This is a genomic window from Streptomyces sp. IBSNAI002 (assembly GCF_052244475.1).
Taxonomy (GTDB): domain Bacteria; phylum Actinomycetota; class Actinomycetes; order Streptomycetales; family Streptomycetaceae; genus Streptomyces.
This window is the reverse complement of the sequence record NZ_JBQPXG010000006.1, coordinates 458,291-480,046: the sequence shown is the minus strand read 5'-3', so window position 1 is coordinate 480,046 and position 21,756 is coordinate 458,291. Positions and strand designations below refer to the sequence as shown.

The window sequence follows — 21,756 nt, the reverse complement described above, 5'->3', positions numbered from 1 at the left end:
GCGGGCAGCGGCCCGACTCCTCGGGCGCCCGTCCGTCGCACGCGTGGCGGCGGCCGTCTCCGGCCACCGCCCGACAACCATCCAGACCCGTGCTGTGGCGCGGCTTGAGCACGCTTCGAAGCTCCTTCGAGCACGGCGGCCGACGGTGGTACCCGACGCTCCGCTCGAGCCGTCCGCCGACGACCGTCCCGACCGTCCCGACCGCCAGCCGTCCGACCAGTGAGGAAGACCGTGCCGCGATTCACGCATCCCGAACTCCCGCTGGACGCCCTGCTGCGCCGGGCCGCCGTACGCGACCCCGGCGGCTGCGCCATCGTCAAGGGCGGGGACGAGGTCACCTTCGCCGAGCTCGACGACCGGGCCGACCGGTACGCCGCCTACCTGGAGCAGCGGCTCGGCCGCCGCGGTGCCCGGGTCGGCGTCGCCAACGTGCTCGACGCGGACTTCGCCGCCGCCTACTACGGCACCGTCCGCAGCGGCAACACCGTCGTCCTGGTCAACCCGCTGATCAAGGAGGCCGGGCTGGTGCACGTGTGCGCCACGGCCGAGGTGGAGGTGGCGCTGGTCCCGACGGCGACGGCCGAACTGCTCGTCAAGGCGCGCGAACGGCTGCCCGCCCTCGCCGAGATCCTGGTGACCGACGCCCCCGACGGGGTGGTGCCCGCGGACACCGTGCCGGTGGCCGTCGCCCTGAGCCGGGTGCCCGAGGGCCGTCCCGCCGCCGCACCCGCCGCCGGCCACGCCGATCTGGCCGCCGACGCCTGCATCCAGTTCACGACGGGCACCACGGGCCTGCCCCGCGGGGTCCGCCTCAGCCACCGCAACCTGATGGCCAACGCCGCCCAGATCGCGCAGGTGCACGGCCTCGGCAGCGACAGCGTGACCCTCAACCACCTGCCGCTCTACCACGTCATGCACCTCAACTCGGCGGTCTACGCCGGCGCCCGTCAGGTGCTGTGCGCCGCACCGGCCCCGGTGGCCGCGCTCGAGCTCGCCGCCCGCAGCGGCGCCACGCACTTCTACGGACTGCCCGCCCGCCTGCACCAGCTCGCCGCCGCCGTCCGCACCGGCGGCGAGGACGGCACGGACCGGCCCGCCCCGCCCGCCGGGCTGCGCCTGCGGGCCGTGCTGTCCGGCGGCACGGCACTGTCCCCCGCCGCCACCCGGCAGCTCCAGGAATGGCTCGGCGTCCCCGTCGTCCAGGGCTACGGCATGGCCGAACTCTCCCCGCTCGCCCACAGCCAGGACCCCGAGAACCCGCTGACCGGCTCGGTCGGCGCGCCCGTACCGGGCACCGAGTGCCGGATCGTCGACCTCGCCTCCCGGGCGCCGGTCGACGTGTACAGCACCGGCGAGGTCCAGATCCGCGGCCCGCAGGTGATGACCGGCTACCTCGGCGACGACAGCGGATCGCACCTGGACGCCGAGGGCTGGTTCTCCACCGGCGACGTCGGCTACGTCACCCCGGACGGCGTGCTGTTCCTCGTGGACCGGCTCGGCGACGTCTTCAAGTACGACAACGAACTCGTCTCCCCGACCGCCGTCGAGCGCATCATCGCCGACGACCCGCGCGTCGCCGACTGCGTGGTCGTGGGCTGGCCCGACCCGGTCCACGGGGCCCTGGTCTGGGCGGGCATCGTGCTGCGCGAACCGACCGCCCCGGGACTGCTCGACGTCGTCGACTCGATCGTGGTCCGGGCCAACGAACAGCTCGCGCCCTTCGAACAGATCCGCCGCGTCGAGGTCGTCGACTCCGTTCCGCGCACGCCCATCGGCAAGCCCGAGCGCCGCGGCCTGCGCCGCACCCTCCACGAACGGGCGGCCGCCGAGGCCGCCGCCTGATCCCCCGTACCGTCCACCGTCTTCACCACCACCCGCCGCTACCCGAGGAGAGACCATGACCACCTTCATCAACAAGCTGACCGTGCAGGGCGACGTCAACGAGTTCCTGGCCGCCAAGGAGCCGATCACGGCCTTCATGAGCTCGCAGCCGGGCCACATCGGCAACCGCACCCTGCGCAACCTGAACGAGCCCGGCGTCTTCGTCGAGGTCGCCCACTGGGACGACCAGGCCGCCCACCAGGCCGCCGTGGGCAGCGCGGAGTTCCGCTCCCTCGTCGCCCCGCTGGCCGCGCTCGCCACGCCCGAGCCGGGCCTCTACGAGGTGGTCGAGGCGGGCGCCCGCCTGCAGGAGGACGGCACCTACGCCTGATCCGGACCCCGGACCCCGGGCCCCGGACCGTCCGTCCCCCCTTTTTCATCCCCACCGCTGCCACCCCGATTTGAGGAGAGACCCACCATGGTGACTTTGATCAAGAAGATGACCGTTGTCGGCGACATCAACGAGTTCCTGGCCGCCAAGGACCCGGTCACGGCCCACCTCGCCGCGACCGAGGGCCACGTCGGCAACCGCACGCTGCGCAACCTCGGCCAGCCCGGCCTCTTCATCGAGATCGCCCACTGGAACGACCTCGACCAGTACGAGGCCGCCGTGGGCAGCGCGGAGTTCCAGGCCCTCGCCGCCAAGCTCTCCCCGCTCGTCACCACCGAGGCCGGCCTCTACGAGGTGGTCCCGGTCGGCGCCCGCCTCGACGCGGCCGGCACCTATGCCTGATCAGGCCCAGGACGTGACCGGGCCCCGGACCGGGACCGGGGCCGCCGAGGTCCTGGTCGTCGGCGCCGGGCCGGTCGGTCTGACGGCCGCCCACGAACTGGCCCGCAGGGGCCTGCGGGTGCGGCTGATCGACGGCGCCGACGGGCCCGCCCGCACCAGCCGCGCGGTGGCCGTGCACCCGCGCACCCTGGAGACCTTCGACCAGATGGGCGTCGTGGCGCCGGTCATCGAGGCCGGGCGCCACAACCGCGCCTTCACGATGTTCGCGCGCGGGCGCAGGCTGGTGCGGCTCGACGCCGACTACGCCTCCATGCCCACCCGTTACCCGTACACCGTCATCATCGAGCAGACCCGCACCGAAGCGGTGCTGCGCGAGGCCGTGACCCGGCTCGGCGTCGGCATCGAATGGGGCGTGCGCCTGACCGGCCTCACCCAGGACCCCTCCGGGGTGCGGGCCCGCCTGGAACGGGCGGACGGCACGCGGGAGGAGTACGAGGTCCCCTGGCTGATCGGCTGCGACGGCGGCCACAGCACGGTCCGCAAGCAGCTGGAGCTGCCGCTGCTCGGCGAGTCCAGCGAGACCTGGGAGCTGGCCGACGCGCCGGTGGTCACCGGCCTCGCACAGGACAGCATCTACTGGGTGCACACCGGCCGCCAGGCGATGATGATGGTGCCGTACAGCCGCGAAGGCCACTGGCGGCTGCTGGACACCGCGCCCGCCGGTGACGCGGCGGGCGGCGTCGCGCACCGCTTCGGTGCCAAGCTCAGCGCGGGCCTCGGCCAGAGCGTGAGCGTGGGGGAGCCGCAGTGGACCTCCGTCTTCACCTTCCAGCAGCGCATGGTGCCCCGGATGCACGAGGGCCGCTGCTTCGTCGCCGGCGACGCCGCCCACGTGCACAGCCCCGCCTCCGGGCAGGGCATGAACACCGGTGTGCAGGAGGCCTACAACCTGGCGTGGAAACTCGCCCAGGTCGAGCAGGGCTTTGCCGGGCGCGAACTGCTCGACACCTACGGCGAGGAGCGCGTGCCGGTGGGCAAGGCGCTGCTCGGCAGCACCCGTACGGCCACCTTCCTGGTCCAGTTCAAGAACGTCATGGCCGGGGTGATGCTGCCGGTCGTCATGGGCGTGGTGCGCAACGTCCCGCCGCTGCGCCGGGCCATCCAGCGCAAGGTGCTCGGCGGCATGTCCGGGCTGCGCCTGGCCTACCCCGAGTCCTCGCTGACCCTCCCGGACCCGGGCATCGCGGCTCCGGCGGGCAGCCGCGCCTCGGCCGCCGCCGCCCGCTTCCCCGGTGACCCGGGCGCGGACGCGCTCCAGGCGGAACTGCGCGACACCCGCTGGGCCCTGCTGTACGCCGCGGGCGGCCCGGCCGCTGCCGGAGCCGCCGCGGCCGACGCCGCGGCCTCCTACGGGCCGTGGCTGTCGGTGCGGACGGTCGGCGGGGCGCCGGGCGAGGGCCCGGGAGCGCTGGCCGATCCGGACGGGCGGCTGCGCCAGGAGCTGGGCCTGGTGCCCGGCGGCTGGGTGCTGATCCGGCCCGACGGGTACTTCGCCGCCAGCGGGGCCTCGCTGACCGGCGGGATCCTGCGTACGGCGCTGGCCCCGCTGGGCTCCGAGGCCCTGCGGGTACGCGAGCCCGCCGACGCCGTCTGAAACCGCCCCCCGGCGGTCAGACGGCGCCGGCGAGCGAGGCGGTCAGCCGCGCCGACACGGTGCGCAGGATGGCGGTGATGTGGTCGCTCAGGTAGAAGTGCCCGCCGGTGAAGACCTCCGAGTGGAAGTCGCCCGAGGTGTGCTCCTGCCAGGCCAGCGCCTCCTCGACGGTGACCTTGGGGTCGGCGTCGCCGGTGAACGCCGTCACGGGGCAGCGCACCGCGGCGCCGGGCCGGTAGACGTGCGTCTCCACGGCCTTGTAGTCGGCGCGGATCGTCGGCAGCAGCATCGCCCGCATCTCCGGGTCGTCCAGCAGTTCGGAGCCCGCCGCCTGGTGGGACTTGATCTCGGCGACCAGTTCGGCGTCGGTGGCGCCGTGCCAGCGCTCGGAACGGGGCGCGGTGGGGGCGCGGCGGCCCGAGACGAACAGTTCGACGGGCCCCTCACCGCGGGCTTCGAGGCGCTGGGTGATCTCGAAGCCGAGGACGGCTCCCATGCTGTGCCCGAAGAGGGCCAGCGGCTTGTCCCGGTAGCCGGAGAGCTCCTCGGCGATCCGGTCGGCGAGGGTGTTGATGTCCTCGACCAGCGGTTCCATGCGCCGGTCCTGGCGGCCGGGGTACTGCACGGCGAGCACCTCGACCGAGGGCGAGAGCGCCTTGGCGACGGGGAAGTAGAAGCTGGCGGAGCCGCCCGCGTGGGGCAGGCAGACCAGGCGCACGGCCGCGTCGGGGGCGGGACTGAAGACGCGGAACCACTCCGGATCGCCGCTGGGCCCGTTCAATTGCTTCTCCGCTCGCCGTTCCCGGTCGTTCCCGGTCACTCCTGATGACCTGTTCCAGGGTGCCGGGCCCGGCGGCCGGGCGAAACCCCGGACCCGCCGGGGCGGCCGTCCCCTCGACGCGGCCTTGAGCGGATCTCCGCCGCTGCCGCGGCCGTGGGGCCGCCGGGCCCCTCGAGGGGGCCTGGAAGTCGAGAGGGATTCAAGCGGGTCTCCGGCGGATCTTGTCAGTGTCGAGAGCCAGGGCGAGAGAGGTTGAGCCGATGACGGGTGAGCGAGTGCACCGCAGGACGTACTCGGTGGAGGTGGACGCGCCGGCAGGCGTGGTCTACGGGTTGATCGCGGACACCACCCAGTGGCCGCTGTTCGTACCGTCTAGCATCCACGTCGAACGTCTCGACTTCGACGGGATCCGCGACCGGTTCCAGATGTGGGTGACCGCCAACGGCACCGTCAAGTCCTGGCTGTCGCGCCGCACTCTGGACGCGCAGGCCCACCGCATCGACTTCCACCAGGAGGTCCCGGCCGGGCCCGCCCTGTCGCTGGGCGGCCGCTGGTCGGTCGAGGCGCTGGGCACCGGACGCTCGCGGCTGACGCTGGACCACGAGTTCACCGTCGCCGACGACCGGCCCGAGGACCTGTCCTGGGTGGAGCGGGCGACGGACGACAACAGCCGGGCCGAGCTGGCGCGGCTCAAGGAGACCGCCGAACGCTGGACCGCGCTGGACTCCCTGTTGCTGACGGTCGAGGAGACCGTACGCGTCAAGGGGCCGGCGGAGCTCGTCTACGACTTCCTCTACGGCATCGCGGACTGGCCGGGCCAGGTCCCGCACGTGGCCCGCGCCGACGTCGCCGAGGAGCGGCCGGGTGTGCAGGTGGTCTCGATGGACACCGTGTCCGCGAGGGACCGGGCCGCGCAGACCACCCAGGAGGTGCGGATCTGTTTTCCGCACGCCTTCCGGATCGTCCACAAGCAGACGCGGACCCCGCTGCTGCTGGAGGCGCACACCGGGGAATGGTCGGTCATCCCGGACGAGACGGGCGTCACCGCCCTCGCCCGGCACAACGTGCTGCTGCGCGCGGAGGCCGTCGAAGCGGTCCTGGGCCGGGGCGCCGGGATCGAGGAGGCGCGCCGGCACGTGCGCGACCTGCTCGCCGGGCAGAGCGCCACCGTCCTGGACCTCGCCAAGCGGCACGCGGAATCCACCATCAGGACCCTCTGAACGGGAGTTGATCAACACCGCCATGACCATCTCCCTGCACGCCCCGGACGAGACGTCGGCCACTCCCGCCTCCGCCTCCGCCTCCCACGAGGCGGCGGCGCTGCGCCGGGCCGCCCGGCTGGAGGCCCTCCTCGGCGCCCCCGAGGACCCCGCCAACCCGCACGGCATCGCCGCACTGTGCGCCGCCGACTCCCGCGGGGAGCTCCCGGCCGCCACCGAACGGCTGCTGACCGGGACCGGACTCGCGGCCGAGTTCGTCCCGGCCGAGTTCGGCGGCCGGCTCACCCGCGCCGACCTGCTCGCCAAGGTGCTGCGCCCGGTCTTCCGCCGGGACCTGGCCCTCGGCTTCGGCTTCGGCATCACCTCGCTCTTCGCGACCGCGCCGGTCTGGGCCGCCGGCACCGCACACCAGCGCGAGCGGACGGCCGACCTGCTGCTCGGCGGCGGACGGGCCTCGATCGTCCACCACGAACTCGCCCACGCCAACGCCATCCTGCGCGACGAGCTCGTCGCCGCCCCGGACCCGAGCGGCGGCTACACCCTCGACGGCCGCAAGGACGTGATCATGAACGCGTCGCGGGCGGGCGCGTACGTGGTCTACGCCCGCACCGCGCCCGAACGCGGTCCCCGCAGCCACTCCGTCCTGCTCCTGGACCCCGCGGAGCTGCCCGCCGGTGGCCTGCGGCACCTGCGCCGCGTACCCACCCCCGGCATGCGCGGCGGCATCTTCTCCGGCCTGGAGTTCACCGGCTGCCCGGTCCCCGGGGACGCCCTGGTCGGCAGCCCGGGCGAAGGCGTCTCGCTGGCCCTGCGCACCTTCCAGGTCAACCGCTGCCTCATCCCGGGCGTGGCCATCGCGGCCGCCGACACCGTGCTGCGCTCGGCCGTGCGCGCCGCGTCCACCGGACGCAGCACTCCCGTGGCCAAGCGCTGGCACAAGCCGCTCGCCGGGGTCTTCGCCGACCTGCTGGCCTGCGACAGCATGGCCACCGTCGCGCTGCGCTCGCTCAGCCTGCTGCCCGAGCGCGCCCACATCCTGGCCGCGGCCGTCAAGTACGTGGTGCCGGACCTGCTGCGCGAGAGCCTGGAGGAGCTCGCCACCGTGCTCGGCGCGCACGGCTACGAACACGGCAGCCCGCAATACGGGTCCGTCGACAAGCTGGTGCGCGACCTGCCCGTCGCGGGCCTGGGCCACGCCGGCACGGCCGCCTGCCACGCCGTCATCGTCCCCCAGCTGCGCAGCCTCGCCCAGCGCTCCTGGTTCCTCGCCGAGGAGCCGCCGCCCGAGCTGTTCCGCAGCGGGGCGACCCTGCCCGTGCTCGACTACCGGCTGCTGGGCATCGCCAGCGGCGAGGACTTCCTGTCCGCCTCGCTCATCGGGTCGGCCGGCCGGCTGGCCGCGACCCGGGGCGTCGGCGGCCAGATGGCCGTCCTCTGCGACCTCGCCGAGGGCTTCGTCAACGAGCTGCGGGCGCTGCGCTCCGAGTGCGCGGCCATGCCCGCCACCCGGGCCGCCCTGACCGACCCGGCCGCGGTGATCCTCAGCGACCGGTACGCGATCGTGCAGGCGGCCGCCGCCGTCCTGGGCATCTGGGAGGGGCAGGACGGCGCCGACGCCTTCCTCGCCGACCCCGCGTGGGCGGTCCTCGCGCTGTCCCGGCTCGCCGGGCGGCTGGGCATCGTCGTCCCCGAGCTGCCCGAGAGCTGTCTGCACCAGGTGCTGGACGAACTCATACGCCGCTACCGCGGGGGCCTCAGCTGCGACCTCGACGGCAGCGAGCTGACCCAGTGAGACCAGTGCACGACGACCAGCGGGGGAGCCGGGACATCCAGGGAGGGAACCAGTCCATGCCTCACGAAACCGCATGGGAAGAGCGGACCATCGCGCCGCCGATCCACGTCGCCGGACCCGGCGGGCCCTGGGACAGGGTGCGCGAGAACCTCGAACGCGACGGCAGTGCCGTCGTGTTCGCGACCTGGGGCGAATGGCTGACCGCGGCCCTGTCCGACTCCGAGCTGCGCCCGCTGCTCGGCCGTGACTGGCAGCGCTACCGGCGCACCGAGAACGCGGCGATGCGCTACTGCTTCGTCGCCTCCCGCATGGTCGTGAAGTACACGGCCGCCGCGGCCTTGAGGACGGAACCGGCCGCGCTCGACCTCGCGTACAAAATCGGTGGAAGGCCGTACATCCGCGGATTCGACCAGATAGACATCAGCCTGAGCCACACCGACGACCTGATCGTGGTCGGCGTCAGCAGGACGGGCCGGATCGGTGTCGACACGGAGTCCGCCAAGCGCAAGATCTCCTTCGAGCTGTTCCACGACCACATGTGCACCCCCGCGGAACACGCGGAGCTCACCCGCATGTCGCAGGACCGCCAGACCTCCGAGCTGCTGCGGCTGTGGACCCTGAAGGAGGCCTACACCAAGGCACTGGGGCAGGGACTGCGGCTGGGCTTCACCGAATTCGGCTTCGGTCTGGAGAGCGGCCGGCTGCTCGCGCCCGACGGTTCCCCCGCCTCCCGCGGCGAGTGGGCGTTCGCGACCTTCCCGGTGCTCGCCGACCGCTACCTGGTGAGCGTGGCCTGCCACGACACCGGGCTGGACGCCGCCCGCGACACCGCCGTCCACACCATGCTCGACGAGGGCTTCATGGGCGCGGTCGAGGAAGGCCTGGCCCGCGCGTGAACCGGATGAGCAGGCCGTGTCAGCGGCGCGTCAGCGCCGCGTGGCCGCCGCTCGCATACTCCGGGACCTTTCCATGTCCATGTCCATGCCCGTTGCGCACAGCCGACCGAGGAGGGAGCACATGGCCGCGCCCGTGACGGTGATCGTCACTCCCGGACCGCCGCCTTCGCTCGACCTCCACGGCCCGCTCACGCACCGGGCCCTGGAGGCGGCGCTCGCGGCGTTGCCGCCGTGCACCCCGACGCTGCACCGGCACACCGACACCCACCACACGCTCGAGTTGCCCCCGCCGCCGTTCCCCGCGGGTACCCTCGCGGACCTGCTGGCCGCGCCGCACTCCGCGGACACCGCGCCCGGCCCGCGCCGCGGCGCCGGCCGCCGCCCGCACTCCGGGCGGCCCGGCTTCGCCGACGCGCCCGAAGCGGTCCTGGCCACCGCCCCCGCCGCCCCGCTCCAGTGCGACGTCCTGCTCGACACGCTGGCCCGGCCCGGCGCCGGGCTGCACGTCGGGCAGGTGTACTGGCGCTGGCACGGCCCCCTGGACGCGGACCGGTTCACCGCCGCCTGGCAGTCGCTCGCCGACCGCGAGGCGGTGCTGCGCGCCGCGCTGGCCCGGCCCGTGCGCGACACCGGCCCGCGGATCGCCGTCCATCCGTACGCCGCCGTGGAGATCCGCCGCCACCGGCACGACGAGACCGACTGGGACACCCTGCTGGCCGACGAGCGCGTCCGCAGCTTCGACCTGCGCCATCCCGGGCCGCTGCGCATCGCCCTCCTCGACGACCCGCCGGCCGCGCGGGGCGGCGACGCGCGCTCCACCCGGATCCTGATCACCCATCACCAGGTGCTGCTGGACCGCAGCAGCATCCGCACCCTGCTCGGTGCCTTCTACCGGGCCTACCTCGCCGACGGCCGGGTGCCCGGCGGGGACCGCCGCCCCGACGTACGCGACCACCTGCACTGGCTGGGCGCACAGGACCTGGGACCCGCCCGCGCGTACTGGTCGCGGGCCGCGCCCGTGCCCGGAGCCGCGACCCTGCCCGCCCGGCCCGCGGCCCGCACCACCGGGCGGCTCGGCCACGGCCGGACCCGGCACACGCTCACCGCCACCGAGGCGGTCCGGCTGCGCGAATGGGCGGCCCAGTGGGGTGCGACCGAGAGCACCGCGCTGCACGCCGCGTGGGCCCTCCAGCTCTACCGGCCGGCCGCCGACCTCGACGCGAGCCCGCGCCCCGTGGCCTTCGCCGTCACCCTCTCGGGCCGCGGCATCCTCCTGGAGGGCGCCGAGGCGCTGCCGGGCCCGATGCGCAACCCGCTGCCCGTGCACGTCGTCGTCGACCCGGCCTCGACCGTGCGGCGGCTGCTCGACGACCTGACCTGCCGGGTGCTGGACGCGGCCGCCTACGAATGGGTGTCCGCGGGCCAGATCCAGGCCTGGGCGGGCACCTCCCCGGCCGCGGGCCGGATCACCGAGTCCCTGATCGTGTTCGAGCCCCCGGCGCAGCGCGAGCGCGGGTACGGGCCCGGATCCGGGTACGGGTACGGATACGGGGAGAACGCGTACCGCGAGGAGCTCGCCGCCGAGGGCGTCCGGGTGGACCCGCCCGAGGCCGTCGGCCCGCTCACCGGTGTGCCCTTCACGCTGTCCGCCCGGCACGAGGCGGACGGCTCCCTGGTGCTGACCGCCGTGCACGACCGCACCCGGCTGTCCGACAACGCGGCCGCGCTGATCCTGTCGCAGACCGCCGGCCTGCTGCGCGAACTCCCCTTCTCCGCCGAGGGGTCCACGACCGTAGCGGAGGCGCTCGGGCTGCTCTCCGGGGCCCGCGTGCCCCCGGTCACCATCCGTCCGACCGGCGCGCTGCGCCTGCTGCGCGAGGCCGCCCACCCGGGCGCCGGCACGATCTGCCTGGTCCCGCCGCCGGGCGCCGCGCCGGACTGCTACAACGGGCTCGCCGGTCTCCACCAGGGACCGGAGGCGCTGGCCACGCTGAGCGCCCCGGCGGACGCCGCGGACTTCCTGACCGGGCTGCGCCCCGCGCTCGCCGCCGGCGAGCCCCTCGTACTGGCCTGCTTCTCCGGAGCGGGCGCCCTCGCCTGCGAGATCGCCGACCGGATCGCCGCGCACGGCTGGTACCCGCCGTTCGTGGTGATCGCCGGCGCCGCCGACGGCGGCCCGGACTCCGCCCGCGCCCTGACCCTCGCGCTGACCTCCGCGACCGCGAGGCCCGGCTGAGCCTTCCCCGGCCGCCTCCCCCGGACTCCGTCCGGGGAGCCGCAGGGAGGTGTCCCCGCCCTGCGGCCGCCGCCTGCCGACGCGGGCACGCGCACCTCGTCCGCCCGCTCTCCCACCGCCGCTCTGCCACGGGCCGAGCGTCCTCTCCCACCCTGGAGCACTATGTCCCGCCGACTGTTCACCTCCGAGTCCGTCACCGAGGGCCACCCCGACAAGATCGCCGACCAGATCAGCGACACGATCCTCGACGCCCTCCTCACCCAGGACCCCACCTCCCGGGTCGCCGTCGAGACCCTCATCACCACCGGTCTCGTGCACATCGCCGGCGAGGTGACGACGAAGGCCTACGCCCCGATCCCGCAGCTGGTCCGCGACAAGATCCTCGAGATCGGCTACGACTCCTCCGCCAAGGGCTTCGACGGCGCGTCCTGCGGCGTCTCCGTCTCCATCGGCGCGCAGTCCCCGGACATCGCGCAGGGCGTCGACACCGCGTACGAGAAGCGGGTCGAAGGTGATGAGGACGAGCTCGACAAGCAGGGCGCCGGCGACCAGGGCCTGATGTTCGGCTACGCCACCGACGAGACCCCCGAGCTGATGCCGCTGCCGATCCACCTCGCGCACCGGCTCTCCCGCCGCCTGTCCGAGGTCCGCAAGAACGGCACGCTCCCCTACCTGCGCCCCGACGGCAAGACCCAGGTCACCATCGAGTACGACGGTGACAGCGCGGTCCGCCTCGACACCGTGGTCGTCTCCTCGCAGCACGCCTCCGACATCGACCTCGAGGGCCTGCTGACCCCCGACATCCAGGAGCACGTGGTCGAGTACGTGCTGGCCCAGCTGGCCGAGGACGGCATCAAGCTGGACACCGAGGGCTACCGCCTGCTGGTGAACCCGACCGGCCGCTTCGAGATCGGCGGCCCGATGGGCGACGCCGGCCTGACCGGCCGCAAGATCATCATCGACACGTACGGCGGCATGGCCCGCCACGGCGGCGGCGCCTTCTCGGGCAAGGACCCGTCGAAGGTCGACCGCAGCGCCGCGTACGCGATGCGCTGGGTCGCCAAGAACGTGGTCGCCGCCGGTCTCGCCTCGCGCTGCGAGGTCCAGGTCGCGTACGCCATCGGCAAGGCCGAGCCCGTCGGCCTGTTCGTCGAGACCTTCGGCACCGCCAAGGTCGACACCCAGAAGATCGAGGACGCCATCGGCGAGGTCTTCGACCTCCGCCCGGCCGCGATCATCCGCGACCTCGACCTGCTGCGCCCGATCTACGCCCAGACCGCCGCCTACGGCCACTTCGGCCGCGAGCTGCCGGACTTCACCTGGGAGCGCACCGACCGCGCCGAGCAGCTCAAGGCCGCCGTCGCCCGCTGACCCCTGTACGACCACCCCCCCAACGCCCCGCCGACGGCGGGGCACCGGCACCCTCCCCGTCCCGATCAGGAGAGACCACGTGCGTATCGCGGTGACTGGATCCATCGCCACGGATCACCTCATGGCCTTCCCAGGCCGGTTCGTCGACCAGCTGCTCCCGGACCAGCTGGAGCACCTCTCGCTCTCGTTCCTCGTCGACTCGCTCGAGGTGCGGCGGGGCGGGGTGGCGGCCAACATCGCCTACGGGCTCGGCGGACTGGGTCTGGCCCCCGTCCTCGCCGGGGCGGTGGGCGTCGACTTCCACGAGTACGAGGTCTGGCTCAAGGAGCACGGAGTCGACACCAGCGGGGTGTACGTCTCCGGCACCCGCCAGACCGCGCGCTTCATGTGCATGACCGACGAGGACGCCAACCAGATCGCGTCCTTCTACGCCGGCGCGATGGCGGAGGCGGCCGAGATCGACCTGCGCGGCCTCACCGGACCCGGGGACGACCCCGTCGACCTGGTGCTGGTCTCGCCCAACGACCCGGCCGCGATGCTCCGGCACACCCGCCAGTGCCGCGGGCTGGGCATCGCGTTCGCCGCCGACCCCTCCCAGCAGCTCGCCCGTCTCGACGGCGACGAGGTACGGGAGCTGGTGACGGGGGCGCGCTGGCTGTTCACCAACGAGTACGAGGCCGCGCTGCTGCGCGAGCGCACCGGCTGGGACGTGGAGGAGATCCTCGAACGCGTCGGCATCTGGGTGACCACCCTGGGCGGCGAGGGCGTCCGCATCGAGCGCAAGGGCGAACCCGCCCTCACCGTGCCGGCCGTCCCCGACGTCCGGCCCGAGGACCCGACGGGCGTCGGCGACGCCTTCCGGGCCGGGTTCCTCGCCGCCGTCAGCTGGTACCTGCCGCTGGAGACGGCCGCGCAGCTCGGCTGTGCGATGGCCGCGCTGGCGCTGGAGGCCGTGGGCCCGCAGGACTACGAGGTCGACGGCGAACGGCTGCTGGCCACCGTCGCCGCGGTCTACGGCACCGAGTCGGCCCGGCTGCTGGGCCCGGCGCTGCGAGCGCTGGCATGAGCCGGACCCGGGCCGATGCCCTCCGGGAGGCGCTCGCGACCCGTGTGGTCGTCGCCGACGGGGCCATGGGGACGATGCTTCAGGCACAGGATCCCTCGATGGAGGATTTCCAGCAGCTGGAGGGTTGTAACGAGGTTCTCAACGTCACCCGCCCCGACATCGTGCGCACCGTTCACGAGGCGTACTTCGCGGTGGGTGTGGACTGTGTGGAGACGAACACCTTCGGGACGAACTTCGCCGCGCTTGCCGAGTACGACATCGCGGAGCGCAATTTCGAGCTGTCGGAGGCGGGTGCGCGCATCGCGCGTGAGGTCGCCGACGAGTTCACCGCCTCGACCGGGCAGCAGCGCTGGGTGCTGGGCTCGATGGGCCCGGGCACCAAGCTGCCGACGCTCGGCCACATCACGTACGGCAAGATCCGCGACGCGTACCAGATCAACGCGGAGGGCCTGTTGTCCGGCGGGGCGGACGCGTTGCTGGTGGAGACCACGCAGGACCTGCTCCAGACGAAGTCCTCGATCATCGGTGCCCGGCGGGCGATGGAGGCGCTGGGCGTTTGCGTGCCGCTGATCTGCTCGGTGACGGTGGAGACGACCGGCACGATGCTGCTGGGTTCGGAGATCGGTGCGGCGCTGACGGCGCTGGAGCCGCTGGGCATCGACATGATCGGCCTGAACTGCGCGACCGGTCCCGCCGAGATGAGCGAGCACCTGCGCTACCTCGCCCGCAACGCCCGCATCCCGCTCTCCTGCATGCCGAACGCCGGTCTGCCCGTCCTGACCAAGGAGGGCGCGCACTACCCGCTCAGCGCGGCGGAGCTCGCCGACGCGCAGGAGACGTTCGTCCGCGAGTACGGTCTCTCGCTGGTCGGCGGCTGCTGTGGTACGACCCCCGAGCACCTGCGGCAGGTGGTGGAGCGGGTCCGGGGCACGGCGGTTGCCGGGCGCACCCCGCAGCCGGAGCCCGGGGCCGCCTCGCTCTATCAGACGGTGCCGTTCCGCCAGGACACCTCGTATATGGCGATCGGCGAGCGGACCAACGCCAACGGGTCGAAGAAGTTCCGCGAGGCCATGCTGGAGGCCCGCTGGGACGACTGCGTGGAGATGGCCCGCGACCAGATCCGCGAGGGCGCGCACATGCTCGACCTCTGCGTCGACTATGTGGGCCGTGACGGTGTCGCGGACATGGAGGAGCTGGCGGGGCGGTTCGCGACGGCTTCGACGCTGCCGATCGTGCTGGACTCGACCGAGGTGCCGGTGATCCAGGCGGGTCTGGAGAAGCTCGGCGGCCGTGCGGTCATCAACTCGGTGAACTTCGAGGACGGTGACGGGCCGGAGTCGCGGTTCGCGAAGGTCACCGCGCTGGCGCGGGAGCACGGTGCCGCGCTGATCGCGCTGACCATCGACGAGGAGGGCCAGGCCCGCACCGTCGAGCACAAGGTCGCCATCGCCGAGCGGCTGATCGGTGATCTGACGGCCAACTGGGGGATCCGCGAGTCGGACATTCTCATCGACACCCTGACCTTCACGATCTGCACGGGTCAGGAGGAGTCCCGGGGCGACGGCATCGCGACGATCGAGGCGATCCGTGAGCTGAAGCGGCGTCACCCGGACGTCCAGACGACCCTGGGTCTGTCCAACATCTCCTTCGGGCTGAACCCGGCGGCCCGTGTGCTGCTGAACTCGGTGTTCCTGGACGAGTGTGTGAAGGCCGGCCTGGATTCGGCGATCGTGCACGCGTCGAAGATCCTGCCGATCGCCCGGTTCGACGAGGAGCAGGTCACCACCGCCCTGGACCTGATCTACGACCGGCGTGCGGAGGGCTATGACCCGCTGCAGAAGCTGATGGCGCTGTTCGAGGGCGTCAACACCAAGTCGCTCAAGGCCGGCCGGGCCGAGGAGCTCCTCGCGCTGCCGCTCGACGAACGGCTCCAGCGGCGGATCATCGACGGCGAGAAGAACGGCCTGGAGGCCGATCTCGACGAGGCGCTCACGGCGCGTCCGGCGCTGGAGATCGTCAACGACACCCTCCTGGAGGGTATGAAGGTCGTCGGCGAGCTGTTCGGTTCCGGGCAGATGCAGCTGCCGTTCGTGCTCCAGTCGGCCGAGGTGATGAAGACGGCCGTGGCCTACCTCGAACCGCACATGGAGAAGACCGACGACGAGGGCAAGGGCACGATCGTGCTGGCCACCGTCCGTGGTGACGTCCACGACATCGGCAAGAACCTCGTCGACATCATCCTCACCAACAACGGCTACAACGTCGTGAACATCGGGATCAAGCAGCCGGTCTCGGCGATCCTGGAGGCCGCGCAGGAGCACAAGGCCGACGTCATCGGCATGTCGGGCCTGCTCGTGAAGTCGACCGTGATCATGAAGGAGAACCTGGAGGAGCTCAACCAGCGCAAGCTGGCCGCCGACTACCCGGTCATCCTCGGCGGAGCCGCCCTCACCCGCGCCTACGTCGAACAGGACCTCCACGAGATCTACGAGGGCGAAGTCCGCTACGCCCGCGACGCCTTCGAAGGCCTGCGCCTCATGGACGCCCTGATGGGAGTCAAGCGCGGAGTCCCCGGAGTCGAGCTGCCGCCCCTGAAGCAGCGCCGCGTACCCAAGCGGGACACCCCGTTCCTGGTCGCGGAACCCGAGGAGGGCGGCCGGTCCGACGTGGCCGTCGACGCTCCGGTGCCCGCCCCGCCGTTCTGGGGCACCCGCGTGGTCAAGGGCATCCCGCTCAAGGACTACGCCTCCTGGCTCGACGAGACCGCGCTGTTCAAGGGCCAGTGGGGCCTGAAGGACGCCGAGACCATCGAGACGGACGGACGGCCCCGGCTGCGCGGCTGGCTCGACCGGCTGCACACCGACGGGCTCCTCGAAGCGGCCGTCGTGCACGGCTACTTCCCCTGCGTGTCCAAGGGCGACGACCTGATCATCCTCGACGAGTTCGGCGGGGAGCGGACCCGCTTCACCTTCCCGCGCCAGCGCCGCGGCCGCCGCCTGTGCCTCGCCGACTACTTCCGCCCCGAGGAGTCCGGCGAGACCGACGTGGTCGGCCTCCAGGTCGTCACCGTCGGCAGCCGCATCGGGGAGGAGACGGCCCAGCTCTTCGCCGCCGACGCCTACCGCGAGTACATGGAGCTGCACGGCCTCTCCGTCCAGCTGGCCGAGGCCCTCGCCGAGTACTGGCACGCCCGCGTCCGCACCGAACTGGGCATCTCCCAGTCCGACCCGGCCTCCATGGCCGGCATGTTCCGCACCGAGTACCAGGGCTGCCGCTACTCGCTGGGCTACCCCGCCTGCCCCGACCTCGAGGACCGGGCGAAGATCGCCGACCTGCTGAGGCCGGAACGGATCGGCGTGCACCTGTCGGAGGAGTTCCAACTGCACCCGGAGCAGTCCACCGACGCGATCGTCATCCACCACCCCGAAGCCACGTACTTCAACGCACGCTGACACCGGAAGGAACGATCCCTTGGCTGCCGTCGTCGCAGAACGCCCCACCCTGGTCCGGCTCCGCCCCGCGGCACGGCCCGGTGTGCGCGAGATCCTGGCCAGCGGCCGGCGCTCGTACTCCTTCGAGTTCTTCCCGCCCAAGACCGAGGCGGGCGAGCGCACCCTGTGGAACGCGATCCGCCGGATCGAGGCCTTCGCCCCCTCCTTCGTCTCCGTCACCTACGGGGCCGGCGGCTCCTCCCGTGACCGCACCGTCGAGGTCACCAAGCGGATCGCCGCCGAGACCACCCTGCGCCCCGTCGCCCACCTGACGGCGGTCGGCCACTCCCGGGCCGAGCTGCGCCACATCATCGGCCAGTACGCCGACGCGGGCATCCGCGACGTGCTCGCGCTGCGCGGCGACCCGCCGGGCGACCCGAAGGGCACGTGGACCCCGCATCCGCAGGGCTTCACGCACGCCCACGAGCTGGTCAGCATGATCCGGCAGCTGGGCGACTTCAGTGTGGGCGTGGCCGCGTTCCCCGAACGGCACCCGCGCTCCCCGGGCTGGACCGAGGACGTCCGGCACTTCGCCGAGAAGTGCAGGGCGGGCGCCGACTACGCGATCACGCAGATGTTCTTCCACGTCGAGGACTACCTGCGGCTGCGCGACCGGCTGGACTCGGTGGGCTGCCTGACCCCGGTGATCCCCGAGATCATGCCCGCCACCGACGCGCGCCAGATCCTCCGCTTCGCCGAACTCAGCGACGCCCGCTTCCCCGACGCCCTGGCCCGCCGCCTGGAGGCCGTGCAGGACAGCCCGGCCGACGGGCACAAGGTGGGCGTGGAGTACGCGACCACGATGGCCCAGCGCCTGCTGGCCGAAGGTGCTCCGGGCCTCCACTACATCACCCTCAACCGTTCCACCGCGACGCTCGAGATCCACCAGAACCTGGGCGTCACCTCCTAGCCCCGCCATCCATCACCGGAGTAAGTCACCATGACCAGCCAGACCCCTGCTGATTTCACGGACTACAAGGTCGCCGACATCGCCCTCGCGGAGTTCGGCCGCAAGGAGATCACCCTCGCCGAGCACGAGATGCCGGGCCTGATGTCGATCCGCGCCGAGTACGCGCAGGCCCAGCCGCTGGCCGGCGCCCGTATCACCGGCTCCCTGCACATGACCGTGCAGACCGCCGTGCTGATCGAGACCCTCGTCGCGCTCGGCGCCGAGGTCCGCTGGGTCTCCTGCAACATCTACTCGACCCAGGACCACGCGGCCGCCGCGATCGCCGCCGCCGGCATCCCCGTCTTCGCCTGGAAGGGCGAGACGCTGGACGAGTACTGGTGGTGCACGGAGCAGGCGCTGACCTGGCCCGGCGCCGACGGCCCGAACATGATCCTCGACGACGGCGGTGACGCCACCCTCCTCGTCCACAAGGGCGTCGAGTACCAGAAGGCCGGCGCGGTCCCCGACCCGTCCACCGCCGACAACGAGGAGATGGCCCTCGTCCTGCGCCTGCTCGCCGGCACCTCGATCGACTGGGTCAAGCTCGCCGACGGCATCCGCGGTGTCACCGAGGAGACCACCACGGGCGTCCACCGCCTCTACGAGATGCACCAGGCGGGCGAGCTCCTCTTCCCGGCGATCAACGTGAACGACGCCGTGACGAAGTCGAAGTTCGACAACAAGTACGGCTGCCGCCACTCCCTGGTCGACGGCATCAACCGTGCCACCGACGTCCTGATCGGCGGCAAGGTCGCCGTGGTCTGCGGCTACGGCGACGTCGGCAAGGGCTCCGCCGAGTCGCTGCGCGGCCAGGGTGCGCGGGTCATCGTGACCGAGATCGACCCGATCTGCGCGCTGCAGGCGGCGATGGACGGCTACCAGGTCGCCACGCTGGACGACGTGGTGGAGACGGCCGACATCTTCATCACCACGACCGGCAACAAGGACATCATCATGGCCTCGGACATGGCCAAGATGAAGCACCAGGCGATCGTGGGCAACATCGGCCACTTCGACAACGAGATCGACATGGCCGGTCTCGCGAAGATCGAGGGCATCGTCAAGGACGAGGTCAAGCCGCAGGTCCACACCTGGAAGTTCGCCGACGGCAAGGTCCTGATCGTGCTGTCGGAGGGCCGTCTGCTCAACCTGGGCAACGCGACCGGCCACCCGTCCTTCGTGATGTCGAACTCGTTCGCGGACCAGACGCTGGCGCAGATCGAGCTGTTCACCAAGCCCTCGGAGTACCCGACCGACGTCTACGTGCTGCCCAAGCACCTCGACGAGAAGGTCGCCCGCCTGCACCTCGACGCGCTGGGCGTGCGCCTGACCACCCTGCGCCCGGAGCAGGCCGAGTACATCGGCGTCAAGGTCGAGGGCCCGTACAAGCCCGACCACTACCGCTACTGACGGCCCCTCACGGCGGACACCGGCGTTCGAGCCGGGCTTGAGAGCCCGGCCGGATGCTGGAACGCCGGAATCAGGCCACCGGAGCAAGGGGCAAGGAGAGTCAGTTGGAGAGTCTGCGAGAGCGCGCCACGGAACTTGCGGCGATACGGGCCCTGGCCGTGGCCGGACCGAGCGAGCGGGCGACGGCCGCGCAGCACGCCAAGGGCAAACTGACCGCTCGCGAGCGCATCGAAGTGCTCTTCGACGAGGGCTCCTTCTGCGAGGTCGAAGGCCTGCGCAGGCACCGTGCGACGGGCTTCGGCCTGGAGGACAAGAAGCCCTTCACCGACGGTGTGGTGACGGGCTGGGGCACCGTCCACGGCCGCACCGTCTTCACCTACGCGCACGACTTCCGCATCTTCGGCGGCGCGCTGGGCGAGGCCCACGCAGCGAAGATCCACAAGCTGATGGACCTCGCCGAGGCCGCCGGCGCCCCGATCGTGGGCCTGTGCGACGGCGCCGGCGCCCGCATCCAGGAGGGCGTGACCGCCCTCGCCGGGTACGGCGGCATCTTCCGGCGCAACGTGCGCAGCTCCGGGGTGATCCCGCAGATCTCGGTGATCCTGGGCCCGTGCGCCGGCGGCGCCGCGTACTCCCCGGCCCTGACGGACTTCGTGTTCATGGTGCGCGGCACCTCGCAGATGTTCATCACCGGGCCGGACGTCGTCCAGGCCGTCACCGGCGAGGCCGTGACCATGGAGCACCTGGGCGGCGCGGACAGCCACGCGGCGGTGTCCGGCGTCGCCTCGTTCGTCTACGACGACGAGCGCAGCTGCCTGGAGGACGTCCGTCACCTGCTGTCCCTGCTGCCGTCCAACAACCGCGAACTGGCCCCGGCCGGCGACCTGGAGGACCCCGCGGACCGCCGCAACGACAAGCTGCTCGACCTGGTGCCGGCGCGCCCCACCCAGGGCTACGACATCCGCGAGGTCATCGAGGAGATCGTCGACCACGGCGAGTACTTCGAGGTCCACGGCCAGTGGGCGCAGAACATGGTCTGCGCGCTGGCCCGGCTGGGCGGCCGGCTGGTGGGCGTGGTGGCCAACCAGCCGTCGCACCTGGCCGGTGTGCTGGACATCGGCGCGTCGGAGAAGGCCGCGCGGTTCGTGCAGTTCTGCGACGCGTTCTCCATCCCGCTGGTCACCCTGATCGACGTGCCCGGATTCCTGCCGGGCGTGGACCAGGAGCACCAGGGGATCATCCGGCACGGCGCGAAGCTCCTGTACGCGTACTGCAACGCCACGGTGCCGCGGATCAGCCTGGTCCTGCGCAAGGCGTACGGCGGTGCGTACATCGTCATGGACTCCAGCTCGATCGGCGCGGACGTGGCCCTGGCCTGGCCGTCGAACGAGATCGCGGTGATGGGCGCGGAGGGCGCGGCGAACGTGATCTTCCGTCGGGAGATCGCCGGCTCCGCGGACCCCGAGGCGACCCGGGCGCAGCGGATCAAGGAGTACCAGTCGGAGCTGATGCACCCCTACTACGCGGCCGAGCGCGGCCTGGTGGACGACGTCATCGATCCGGCCGAGACCCGCTCCCGGCTGATCGCCACCCTCGGCATGCTGCACGCCAAGAACGCCGCGCAGCCGAGCCGCAAGCACGGCAACCTGCCGATCTAGCCGCACAGCCGCGGCGGGTCCGCGACGCAGTGGAGCCGGGACGGGGATCACCCGTCCCGGCTCCACGTGTGTCCGCGCCCGCCCGGCGGATCACGCCGGGCGGGCGCGGGGTCAGGTGGCGGTCCTGAAGGCCCGCTGGTACCACAGGAGCGGCCGGTCCGAGCCCGCCAGCCGTATGTCGAGCACCCGGCCGACCAGCAGGTCGTGGTCGCCCAGGGTGATCCGGTCCGCGAGCGCGCAGCGCAGTGCGAGCGCGTCGGGGACGTGCGGCAGGCCGGGACTGTCCGGCCACTCCTCCAGCGGCGCGCCGGCGAACCGGTCGACGCCGCTGGTCGCGAAGCGGCCCGCGAGTTCGCGGTGCTCGTCCCCGAGCACGTTGATCACGAACTCGGGGACCTGCGTCAGCGCCTCGTGGCAGCTGGACGTGTGCGCGATGCCGACCAGCACGAGGGGCGGCTCCAGCGACACCGAGGTCACCGCGCTCGCGGTGAACCCCCAGGGCTGCCCGGCCGCGTCACGCGTGGTGACCACGGTCAGCGGCGCCGCCAGCAGGGACATGGCTTCCTTGAAAGTCGCCCCGTCGACGGCGGGCCACTTCTCTTGCAGTCGGGTCGGCAT

16 protein-coding genes are annotated in these 21,756 nt (G+C 72.5%); 14 read left to right on the top strand and 2 right to left on the bottom strand.

The annotated features are described in order from the left end of the window. Positions 1-231: 231 nt before the first annotated feature. The 4 genes from ACTVZO_RS44960 (at position 232) to ACTVZO_RS44945 (ending at position 4,268) form a co-directional block, all read left to right on the top strand. Complete coding sequence (locus ACTVZO_RS44960) at positions 232-1,842, top strand: class I adenylate-forming enzyme family protein (RefSeq protein WP_443304398.1); 1,611 nt, start codon at positions 232-234, stop codon at positions 1,840-1,842. 55 nt (positions 1,843-1,897) lie between these two features. After that, the gene (locus ACTVZO_RS44955; protein ID WP_384228190.1) at positions 1,898-2,212 is read left to right on the top strand and encodes an antibiotic biosynthesis monooxygenase family protein; all 315 of its coding nucleotides are present in this window, start codon (positions 1,898-1,900) and stop codon (positions 2,210-2,212) included. 87 nt (positions 2,213-2,299) lie between these two features. Then, positions 2,300-2,614, top strand: a complete 315-nt coding sequence (locus tag ACTVZO_RS44950; protein ID WP_384228188.1) for an antibiotic biosynthesis monooxygenase family protein — start codon at positions 2,300-2,302, stop codon at positions 2,612-2,614. Between the two features lie 13 nt (positions 2,615-2,627). Continuing rightward, the gene (locus ACTVZO_RS44945; protein WP_443304397.1) at positions 2,628-4,268 is read left to right on the top strand and encodes an FAD-dependent oxidoreductase; all 1,641 of its coding nucleotides are present in this window, start codon (positions 2,628-2,630) and stop codon (positions 4,266-4,268) included. 16 nt (positions 4,269-4,284) lie between these two features. On the opposite strand, the gene ACTVZO_RS44940 is transcribed toward ACTVZO_RS44945, so the two are convergent. Further along, the gene (locus ACTVZO_RS44940; protein ID WP_443304396.1) at positions 4,285-5,049 is read right to left on the bottom strand and encodes a thioesterase II family protein; all 765 of its coding nucleotides are present in this window, start codon (positions 5,047-5,049) and stop codon (positions 4,285-4,287) included. 260 nt (positions 5,050-5,309) lie between these two features. Between ACTVZO_RS44940 and ACTVZO_RS44935 the strand changes: the two genes are divergently transcribed. From ACTVZO_RS44935 to ACTVZO_RS44890, 10 genes are all read left to right on the top strand, one after another. Further along, entirely contained in the window at positions 5,310-6,269 is a 960-nt protein-coding gene (locus ACTVZO_RS44935; protein WP_443304395.1) for an aromatase/cyclase, read from the top strand. 22 nt (positions 6,270-6,291) lie between these two features. After that, positions 6,292-8,061 (top strand): acyl-CoA dehydrogenase, encoded by a 1,770-nt coding sequence (locus ACTVZO_RS44930; protein ID WP_443304394.1) that lies wholly within the window; start codon positions 6,292-6,294, stop codon positions 8,059-8,061. A gap of 56 nt (positions 8,062-8,117) precedes the next feature. Continuing rightward, on the top strand, positions 8,118-8,957 hold the full coding sequence (locus tag ACTVZO_RS44925) for a 4'-phosphopantetheinyl transferase family protein (RefSeq protein WP_443304393.1): 840 nt from the start codon (positions 8,118-8,120) through the stop codon (positions 8,955-8,957). Between the two features lie 121 nt (positions 8,958-9,078). Then, positions 9,079-11,193 carry a condensation domain-containing protein gene (locus ACTVZO_RS44920; RefSeq protein WP_443304392.1) on the top strand — a complete coding sequence of 705 codons (2,115 nt, stop codon included), beginning with the start codon at positions 9,079-9,081 and terminating at the stop codon, positions 11,191-11,193. A gap of 162 nt (positions 11,194-11,355) precedes the next feature. Next, positions 11,356-12,564, top strand: a complete 1,209-nt coding sequence (gene metK, locus ACTVZO_RS44915; RefSeq protein ID WP_443304391.1) for a methionine adenosyltransferase — start codon at positions 11,356-11,358, stop codon at positions 12,562-12,564. Between the two features lie 79 nt (positions 12,565-12,643). Further along, entirely contained in the window at positions 12,644-13,630 is a 987-nt protein-coding gene (locus ACTVZO_RS44910) for a carbohydrate kinase family protein (protein WP_443304390.1), read from the top strand. Then, a complete protein-coding gene (gene metH, locus ACTVZO_RS44905; RefSeq protein ID WP_443304389.1) occupies positions 13,627-17,082 on the top strand; it encodes a methionine synthase in 3,456 nt (1,151 codons plus the stop codon). The genes ACTVZO_RS44910 and metH overlap by 4 nt, the downstream gene beginning before the upstream one ends. An 82-nt stretch (positions 17,083-17,164) precedes the next feature. After that, a complete protein-coding gene (gene metF / locus ACTVZO_RS44900) occupies positions 17,165-18,031 on the top strand; it encodes a methylenetetrahydrofolate reductase [NAD(P)H] (protein ID WP_443304448.1) in 867 nt (288 codons plus the stop codon). 30 nt (positions 18,032-18,061) lie between these two features. Further along, positions 18,062-19,480, top strand: a complete 1,419-nt coding sequence (gene ahcY / locus ACTVZO_RS44895; protein ID WP_443304388.1) for an adenosylhomocysteinase — start codon at positions 18,062-18,064, stop codon at positions 19,478-19,480. 53 nt (positions 19,481-19,533) lie between these two features. Next, positions 19,534-21,138: an acyl-CoA carboxylase subunit beta gene (locus ACTVZO_RS44890; RefSeq protein WP_443304387.1), complete on the top strand. Its 1,605-nt coding sequence runs from the start codon at positions 19,534-19,536 to the stop codon at positions 21,136-21,138. A 111-nt stretch (positions 21,139-21,249) separates the two neighbouring features. Here the strand turns inward: ACTVZO_RS44890 and ACTVZO_RS44885 are convergent, their stop codons facing one another. Continuing rightward, a complete protein-coding gene (locus ACTVZO_RS44885; RefSeq protein WP_443304386.1) occupies positions 21,250-21,756 on the bottom strand; it encodes a flavin reductase family protein in 507 nt (168 codons plus the stop codon).

Bases quoted from the DNA above. Each gene is read 5' to 3' on its own strand.
- ACTVZO_RS44955 (WP_384228190.1), top strand. From the start codon at position 1,898: ATGACCACCTTCATCAACAAGCTGACCGTGCAGGGCGACGTCAACGAG.
- ACTVZO_RS44950 (WP_384228188.1), top strand. From the start codon at position 2,300: ATGGTGACTTTGATCAAGAAGATGACCGTTGTCGGCGACATCAACGAG.
- ACTVZO_RS44935 (WP_443304395.1), top strand. From the start codon at position 5,310: ATGACGGGTGAGCGAGTGCACCGCAGGACGTACTCGGTGGAGGTGGAC.
- ACTVZO_RS44930 (WP_443304394.1), top strand. From the start codon at position 6,292: ATGACCATCTCCCTGCACGCCCCGGACGAGACGTCGGCCACTCCCGCC.
- ACTVZO_RS44925 (WP_443304393.1), top strand. From the start codon at position 8,118: ATGCCTCACGAAACCGCATGGGAAGAGCGGACCATCGCGCCGCCGATC.
- ACTVZO_RS44920 (WP_443304392.1), top strand. From the start codon at position 9,079: ATGGCCGCGCCCGTGACGGTGATCGTCACTCCCGGACCGCCGCCTTCG.
- metK (WP_443304391.1), top strand. From the start codon at position 11,356: ATGTCCCGCCGACTGTTCACCTCCGAGTCCGTCACCGAGGGCCACCCC.
- metH (WP_443304389.1), top strand. From the start codon at position 13,627: ATGAGCCGGACCCGGGCCGATGCCCTCCGGGAGGCGCTCGCGACCCGT.
- ahcY (WP_443304388.1), top strand. From the start codon at position 18,062: ATGACCAGCCAGACCCCTGCTGATTTCACGGACTACAAGGTCGCCGAC.
- ACTVZO_RS44890 (WP_443304387.1), top strand. From the start codon at position 19,534: ATGCTGGAACGCCGGAATCAGGCCACCGGAGCAAGGGGCAAGGAGAGT.
- ACTVZO_RS44885 (WP_443304386.1), bottom strand. From the start codon at position 21,756: ATGCCGACCCGACTGCAAGAGAAGTGGCCCGCCGTCGACGGGGCGACT.